Annotated in this window: 3 protein-coding genes; 2 read left to right on the top strand and 1 reads right to left on the bottom strand. The window is 64.6% G+C overall.

What is annotated here, in order from left to right; translation table 11 throughout:
• Nucleotides 1–183: 183 nt before the first annotated feature.
• A complete protein-coding gene (locus tag VFW45_02690) occupies nt 184–384 on the top strand; it encodes a hypothetical protein (GenBank protein ID HEU5179669.1) in 201 nt (66 codons plus the stop codon).
• 250 nt (nt 385–634) lie between these two features.
• A complete protein-coding gene (locus tag VFW45_02685) occupies nt 635–3,850 on the top strand; it encodes a M64 family metallopeptidase (GenBank protein ID HEU5179668.1) in 3,216 nt (1,071 codons plus the stop codon).
• Between the two features lie 180 nt (nt 3,851–4,030).
• Here VFW45_02685 and VFW45_02680 read toward each other — a convergent pair whose 3' ends face one another.
• Entirely contained in the window at nt 4,031–6,547 is a 2,517-nt protein-coding gene (locus tag VFW45_02680) for a 2-oxoglutarate dehydrogenase E1 component (GenBank protein HEU5179667.1), read from the bottom strand.
• Nucleotides 6,548–7,726: the final 1,179 nt, after the last annotated feature.

The raw sequence follows: 7,726 nt of genomic DNA, 5'->3' as shown, positions 1-7,726 counted from the left end.
TTCTTGATGACGCACGAAGAGCGTGTTAAAGAAGATGCGCATCCAGCAAGCTTGTCTGGTTCGCAGCCAACCAACGAGGCACGTGGCTGCAGGAAGAGCGTGCCCGGTGGCCCCACCAACGGCTCCAACAGGAGCCCGTTTCTGAGCGTCGGCGGTAGCCGCACGCTCGAAGGAGGCCCACACATGGACAAAGTAGGGTGGATGGTTCTTCCGATGCTCGTGGCTGCGGCCGCAGCGTCCCACTTCGCGGCTCTCAAGTCCACAACTCCCAGCACGGAGTCGTTCAACTGCAAGATCGTGCAGTGCGCGGCTCCGGATTGCCTCGACAATGAGCACCTTCAGACACCTCCCGGGCAGTGCTGTCCGGTTTGCGTGCCGAACTAGTATCGCTCGAACCTCCCCATGAGAACCGCTTCACCCCCCGCCGCCGCGGCGGCGGGGGAGCCCCAAGGGCGACCATCGGGTCGCCCTCTTTGTCGTGCCGGTTGTCCGGCCTCTAATGGGTGATGCGGCATGCCCCCAGTCACCCTCCTGAGCGCAAGAAGGGCCATCGAGCGCGACCCGGACGCGTGATAACATGCCGGGCGACTCGACCCTTCCAAATCCGTCACGTTCGAAAGTGTGGAGCGACCAAGTGCTCGGCGAACCCTTGGCAAGGGGTGATGGCCTTGCGGGCGCGTGCGGAAGCCTGAGAGCCGCCCGGCTTCTCCTGCTCGGAAGCCTCCTGGCAGGCTTCCTGTGCGGGAACCTCCAGGCGGCGGGAGAATCCAAGGATCGGGAGGCCTCGCGCACGCTGGGCGTCCCGGATGCCCGTGGAGTCCTGTACGGCGTAACCTCCGAGCGGACCCTTGCGGTGGCGTTCGAGGTGGATCGCGAACAGGTCCGCCTTCTTTCCTATACCCTCAAGAATCGCCCCTTCGTCCAGCCTCTGAACGAGGAGAGCGCGGAACCGACGGAGGGAGGCCCCCCCACTCTGGAGCTCGCCCTCTTGAAGGCTTCCTCCCGGAGGTACGTCCGGCGCATGGATCTGCCCGGAATCTGCCTGGAGCACGCGGGCGACGAGCCGCCCCACATTCTCGGGGACACGATTCGGGTGCATCGCGACTCGATCGTCGTGGAATTTCCCGAGGCCGAGGGAAGCGATCGGATCGAGGTCGCGGCGATCGAGGGGACGCCGGGGAAAGAGTCCCGAAGGATTCTCGGCGCGATGCGACTCGACTCCCTCCACTTCACCGAAGCGGGGGGAAGTGCGAGATACGGAGATCTTCTCTTCGCCTCCGAGGAGGACAAAGGGGCCTCCCCTCAACCCGAGACCCTTGGAACCGTCATCTGGCCCGAGAATATCGGGGATCCCGACATCTATACCGTCTTCGGCAACGCCGCGGAGGTGAACCGGAGGATCAACGTCACCATCGTGCCCGACGGGTACACCTACGCCCAGAAATCGCTGATGGTGAGCCACGCCACGTCCATGGTCCAGAAGTTTCGCGCGACGACCCCTTACCGCGAGCACGACAACCTGATCAATTACATCCTGGTCTACGCTTATTCGGTGGAGAGCGGGACCGACCAATGTGACTGCTCCATCGTGGCGAACACGGCGATGGGCTCCGGATTTCCCAACGCGGGGGCTCCCTGCGGCGACAGTGCGAACCGCTGCCTGTACTACGGCTACGGCTGCGACACCGATGTCAGTACCCATATCGCGGCGGCGGAGCTGCGGGCTCCTGCCAGCGATGCGAAAGTGGTGATGGTGAACACCTCGCGCTATGGGGGATGCGGAGGAGCTCGGGCCGTCTACTCGGCCGCCAACTCTTCGGCGACCGATATCGCCACTCACGAGCTGGGACATTCCCTGGCGGGTCTCGCCGATGAGTATGTGAGCAGCGCCGGCTGTGGAGGCCAGGTGGGAAACATCAACACCTCCACCAATGCGACCATGGGAGCCTGGCCCGAATGGATTGCAGACCTCGGTCCGCCGTGGGAGGGCGCGCAGTACTATGCCCAGTGCATCTACCGACCCATGTTCGACTGCCTGATGCGCTCTTTAGGAGCGCCATTTTGCAGCGTCTGCAACCAGCGATGGGCGACTTCCTTGTTCGGTCACTTCAGGGTCGCCCCCACCGCGCCCATCGAGTCGGCAAGCCCCGATACCCCGGTCGTGGCGCTGATCGGGACCTTGAAGGATTTCTCGGTCACCCCGCGCTTCGCGATCGGTCCGGGAGTCTCCAACAGCTTCACCTGGAAGCTCCAGGGCCCCGGTTTCCCCACTCCGACGGTTGTCGCCACGGGAGCGGCGAGCTACTCGAGGTCCTTCGCCGTGACGGGTTCCTTCACCCTCACCTGTGAAGTCGTCGCCGACACCAATTACGTCAAGCCGGTCAAGAATGCGGGAAACGCCGACCTGGCCACCTGGTCGATCGAGGCGGTCGAGGACGTCGACCAGGACGGCTCCTACAGCAACGTCGATTGCAACGATCACAACGCGGCGATCCATCCCGGCGCGAACGAGGCCTGCAACGGCGTCGACGAGGACTGCGACGGCATGGTGGACGAGGGGTTCGACCAGGATGCCGACGGCTTGACCTCGTGCGGCGGCGACTGCGACGACACGAGAGCGTCGGTGCACCCCGGCGCCGCGCAGGTCTGCGACGGATTGAACAACGACTGTCTGTGGCCAGGATGGCCTTCGCTCGCCGGAACGAACGAGCGGGATGACGATCTCGACCTCTATTCGGAGTGCCAGGGGGATTGCGACGACTCGAAGGCGTCGGTGCGTCCCGGCGGGGCGCAGGTCTGCGACGGTTTGAACAACGACTGTCTCTCGCCCGGCTGGCCGTCGCTCGCCGGTACGAACGATTCGGACGATGACCTGGACTCCCTGTCGGAGTGCCAGGGCGATTGCGACGATGCCACCGCCGAGACCCATCCCGGAGCACCGGAGTTCAATGACGGGAAGGACAACCAGTGCCAGGGTGAGACTGGCTATTCCTTGATCGACGAAATCACCGGAGCCGCCGGATTCAACAATCCGGGCGATGCGACGCAGCTGTGCTGGCCCCAGCAGCAGGGGGCGGGACTCTACGAAGTGATCCGTGCCTCCGGCGCAGCTTTCGCGGGAGGATGCACGAGCTCCTATGCCGCCGCCTCCTGCTGGCAGGATTCCGGCACACCGGGCATCGGGCAGGTTTCCTACTATCTGGTTCGTGCCGCCGGCCCTCACGTCGGAAGCTGGGGTGCACGCTCGAGCGGCGTCGAGCGGACCGGCCTCTGTGCGGGAGAATCGCAGTGCTCCGACGCGGTGGACAACGATTCGGATGGCCGCATCGATTGCGAAGATCCCGATTGCGTGTCGCAGAGCACCTGCCAGCCGGCCGTTTTCGGCTTCGTGGATACCTTGGGGAACGATGTGGGCGAAGCCGCGCTCCTCGATTACTTCTCCGCGCTTGCGCCGGATCCCTCCTCCTACCTCTTCTATTCGCTGGAGGGTCCCTCCTCGGGCGCCTTTTCGGCCTGCGTGCAGCGTGCAGATTTCTATCGCGACTCCTACGTCGCCTGGAGTGTGACGGGAGGAGCCGCCGCCTCAGGGGCCTGGTCCAAGTGGTACCGCTCCGGCTCCGGCGCCTGGGTCGGCCCCGTGACGACCGCTTACGACAACAGCTTCGGTCCCGCGTGCGTCGAGGATTATTCCTGGTGCCTCGAGTACGACCTGGGGGGCCGGGCCCTCGTGCTGCTGCCGGGGCGGAATGACGAGTGTGAGGGGGCGGACTTGGCGGAAGGATGCGGCAGCGGGAATTGGCGGTTTACCTTGAGAGTGGCCCGGTCCCGTCTTGCGGCCTGCGGGTTCTGAGGCGCGGCCGGACTACTCACGATCCCTAAAGATTCTGGATGCGGGTGCCGGCCACTCGCATCCCCCACCCGTCTTCACTCGCGGCTTGCTGGCGGTGTCCGATCCAAAACCGCTGTCCTGGCCATCGTTGTACGACACCAGGTAGATCGAAATCAGCCGTTCCGAAATCGGCACAATGTTCTAGTCCCGTACCGGACTCTTCTCCGCGAAACGGTGGAACGCCAGGTCCAGGAGCGCCCTCTGCTCCAGGGCATGCGCCTTGAGGGAGCCGGTTGCCGGGCTGGCACTCTCGGCGCGGTGGACCGCGGTCACCGAACGATCTCCCGCCAGGAGCTGGAGTCGGGGGCGTACGAAGCGCAGCGCGCCCATGTTCGCGGGCTCTTCTTGCACCCAGACGATCTGAGAGGCGTCGGGATGGCGATCGATTTCTTCCCGCAGCTCGGCTTTCGGGAAAGGATAGATCTGCTCCAGCCGCAGGATGGCCGTGCGCCGATCCTGCCGCCTCACGCGCTCCGCGAGCAGCTCGTGGCCAATCTTCCCTGAGCAGACCAGGACCCGCTCGGCGCCGGGGCTTTCCCCACCGGGAAGGACGAGCCGGAACCCTCCGGTGACCAGTTCCTCCCGCCCCGAGGAAGCGGCGGAGGAGCGCAGAAGGCCCTTGGGTGTGAGCGCAACCAGTGGCTTCCTCCAGCGCCGAAGCGCCTGCCTCCGCAGGAGGTGGAAATACTGGGCCGCGGTGGTGGGCTGGCAGACTTGGAGGTTATCCTCGCCAGCCAGGTCCAGGAAGCGTTCCAGCCGGGCGCTGGAGTGCTCGGCGCCCTGTCCTTCGTAGCCGTGGGGAAGAAGCAGCACCAGTCCCGAGAGGAGACCCCACTTGTCCTCTCCCGCCCCCAGGAACTGGTCGATGATCACCTGGGCACCGTTCGCGAAGTCCCCGAATTGCGCCTCCCAGCAGACCAGCGCTTCGGGAAAGTCCCGGCTGTACCCGTACTCGAAGCCGAGGGCCGAGGCCTCTGAGAGCGGAGTGTCCACGATCTCGAAGCGTCCCTGGCTCTCGCGCAGCCCCGCAAGCGGCACATGCTCACTCCCGTCGCGCGTGTCGAACACCACGGCATGACGCTGGTTGAAGGTCCCGCGGCGGCTGTCCTGTCCCGTCAGCCGCACCGGGATTCCCTCCCATAGGAGCGATCCGAATGCCAGCGCCTCCGCCATGCCCCAATCAATGCGCCGCTCGCCGCGGCTCATCTCCAGCCTCTCGTGAAGTCCCTTGCGGACTTTGTCGTGGACGCTGAACCCCTCCGGGACCGTGGCGATCCGAAGCCCGATTTCCTCGAGTCGATCGCCGCTCACCGCCGTCTCCACCTCCAGGGAGGGATCGTGTTTCCCTCCCACATAGGGGTTCCAGTAGTCGGGGAGTCGGCGGAAACTCGGCCTTTTCTTCATGGCCCGCCCCTTTTCCAGCTCCTCGTCCAGAACGCCGCGGATCCCCGTCTCCAGGGCTGTCCGTTCCTCCCGGTCGACCCCGATCCGCTCGCCATAGGCCTCATAGAGCATGGGAAGCGACGCGATCTTTTCGTAGAGGAGCGGCTGGGTGGTCGTGGGATCGTCCACCTCGCTGTGGCCGTAGCGGCGGAAGCAGATGAGATCCACCACCACGTCGGTGTGGAAGATTGCCCGGTATTCCAGGGCCATCGTCCCGACGCGGACCACCGCCTCCGGGTCCAGGCCGTTGACGTGGAAAACGGGGACGTTCAGGCGCCGGGCCACGTCGGAGGCGAAGCGGGAGGAATGGAGCGACCCGAAGGGGGTGGTGAATCCGATGAGGTTGTTCACCACCACATGGACGGTGCCCCCAACGCTGAAACCCGGGAGCTCCGAGAGGTTGAGGGTCTCGGCGGCAACCCCCTGCCCCGCGAAGGCGGCATCCCCATGCAGGTTCACCGGGACGACCCGGGTGGGGCCCTCCTCTCCGAGGCGCGTCTGGCGCGCTCGGGCCCTCCCCATCATCACCGGATTGACCGCCTCCAGGTGGCTGGGATTGGAGACCAGGTGCAGACTGAGGAGATCCCCGCCCGCGGTCCGGTACTCCCCGGTCGCGCCCAGATGGTAGCGCACGTCCCCACTTCCCAGGACGCTATTGGGATCCACATCCTCGAACTCTGCGAAGATGGATGAGGCGGGGACGCCCACCACGTGAACCATCACCCCGAGCCGTCCCCGGTGGCTCATGGCCAGAAGGACGATTCGGGCTCCTTTTCCGGCGGCCGCTTCCAGGAGGGAATCCAGCAGCGGGACGAGAGCGGCGGCCCCCTCCAGGGAGTAGCGCTTGGTCCCCACGAAACGCTGGTGCATGAACCGCTCGAAGATCTCTGCGGCGGCCAGCCGCCCGAGGATCTTGCGGCGATCGGGCGGGGGTGGCTCAGCTTCCATCCGCTCCGCGATCCAGCGGCAGCGATCGGCGCAAGGAAAGTGCATGAACTCGGCGCCGATGGGGCCGCAATAGATCGACCGCCACCGCGCAGCTTCCTCTCCTTCAGCGGTCTGGAGATCGGGATGGACAAATGGCGCCAGGCGCTCCAGCGGATCCAGTTCCGCCTGCAAGTATCCCCAACGCCGGAAGGAATCGAGGAGGCGTGAATCGGGCATGGCCAGCTGCCCCTGTTCGCGTCCGTTGTCCGAGGCAAGCCAGTCTAACATCGGTGGGGCCGCCCGGATCGAACTCGCTGGCCGGACTCTGGACGGGCCCTGGTCTTGCGATAACTCGGTCATTGGAAGTACGATTTGGGCACATCTCTCATCCCGATGTGAGACCAAAGTGGGCTTCCCCCGATTTAGTGGGCAGTTGGGTCATGTCCTACCGTCGTGCCTACCCCCCTAGTTCACTGTCATCGTCGAGGCCGCTTTCTCGGAGGATGGAGTCTGGATCATGGATGCCCGGGTGAAGTCTGGAGAGTGGGGGGGGCAAAAACCTGCCGCTTGCCTGCCGGATGAAGCCGGAAAGCGAATCGAAAATGCCGCGTGTTTGTCGGGAGTCTGCGGATTTGGTGACTTCCGTCACGATCTGCGAACGCAAAAAGGGCGACCATTTCGGTCGCCCTCTTCGTCGTGCCGGTTGCCCGGCCTTTATGTTGGTAGCGGGGGCCCGCCGCAGGCTCCATTCAACTGATTGGCCCCGCTTGCAGCTACTGGATGGATCGTTCCTCCCCGATAGCAGGTCGTGGGTTGCAAGCTCGGGCCCGCCGCAGGCTCCATTCAACTGATTGCGCCGCTTTGGATCGTTCCCGCCGATAACAGGTCGTGGCTTGCAAGCTTGGGTGGGCTCGGATCTGCTCCATCCGAGCATCCTTGATGCGAATCTCCTCGCGAAGGAGCTGGACCTCTTGCCCGAGTCGATCCTCCTGCTGCCGCAGCTCGTGGTTCAGACTCTCCGAAGCCCAGCCGTGGGTCAGCATGACCTGAATGACAGCCGACCGGACTCGACGGGGCCAGCTTCGGGGCAGTGGGAGGGAAGTCGACAGGGGAATTTGGGGCATGAGCCGTCTCCCGGAGAAGCGATAGGCTGATTAGGTGGGAGACAGCATATCCGCGAGTTCGCCGGGGAGGGATCCGACCCATAAAAATCGGTGGACCAGTACAGTCGTGGTAGATCTCGCGCTCCAAGAAACACACAAGGGGTCGCTGGCTTTACCAACGGGAACCTTGCCGCCGACCGGTCGACGCATGGATGCCCCGTGCTGCGACGTGTTTCGCCTCGAGAACGGCAAGATTCAATCGTTCAACTGCTATCCCTCGAGCACGATTATCCTGGCACAACTGGGCGCTGCCGGCGCCGCCGGTGATTGAACAGGTGCGCCGAGTATCCGGGTCACACGTCAA

The sequence above is a fragment of the Candidatus Polarisedimenticolia bacterium genome (assembly GCA_035764505.1).
Classification (GTDB): domain Bacteria; phylum Acidobacteriota; class Polarisedimenticolia; order Gp22-AA2; family AA152; genus AA152.
The sequence above is the reverse complement of the archived record's forward strand: the minus strand, read 5'-3'. Positions and strand labels throughout refer to the sequence as shown.